The organism is Escherichia sp. MOD1-EC6021 (genome assembly GCF_002965245.1).
GTDB lineage: Bacteria > Pseudomonadota > Gammaproteobacteria > Enterobacterales > Enterobacteriaceae > Escherichia > Escherichia coli_F.
The window spans coordinates 1-254 of the sequence record NZ_PTRU01000151.1 but is presented as its reverse complement, the minus strand read 5'-3'; the positions used below and the strand labels follow the sequence as shown (position 1 = coordinate 254).

At 51.6% G+C, this 254-nt stretch carries 1 protein-coding gene; it reads left to right on the top strand.

Annotated elements, in window-relative coordinates:
* A partial coding sequence (locus tag BEB54_RS28460; RefSeq protein WP_172953796.1) for a transposase family protein occupies positions 1-254 on the top strand: 254 nt, incomplete at both ends.

Here is a 254-nt window from a genome sequence, read left to right as displayed (position 1 = left end):
CGGTATAACCCTCCATCTCCACGGAAAACGCAAAACAGCACAATGTCCTGAATGCTTTAAGCGTAGCGACTCTGTTCATAGTTGTCGTCGGCGCCGGATACAGCATCTACCCTGCTCAGGGCAGACGCTATGGCTTGTATTTTCCGTCCGCCACTGGTACTGCCGTAACCCGGCTTGTTCACGTAAAATTTTTGCCGAGTCGCTTGCTCCCTTCGCCAGTTCACACCAGCAGTCTTCACAGGCGTTACAAAATT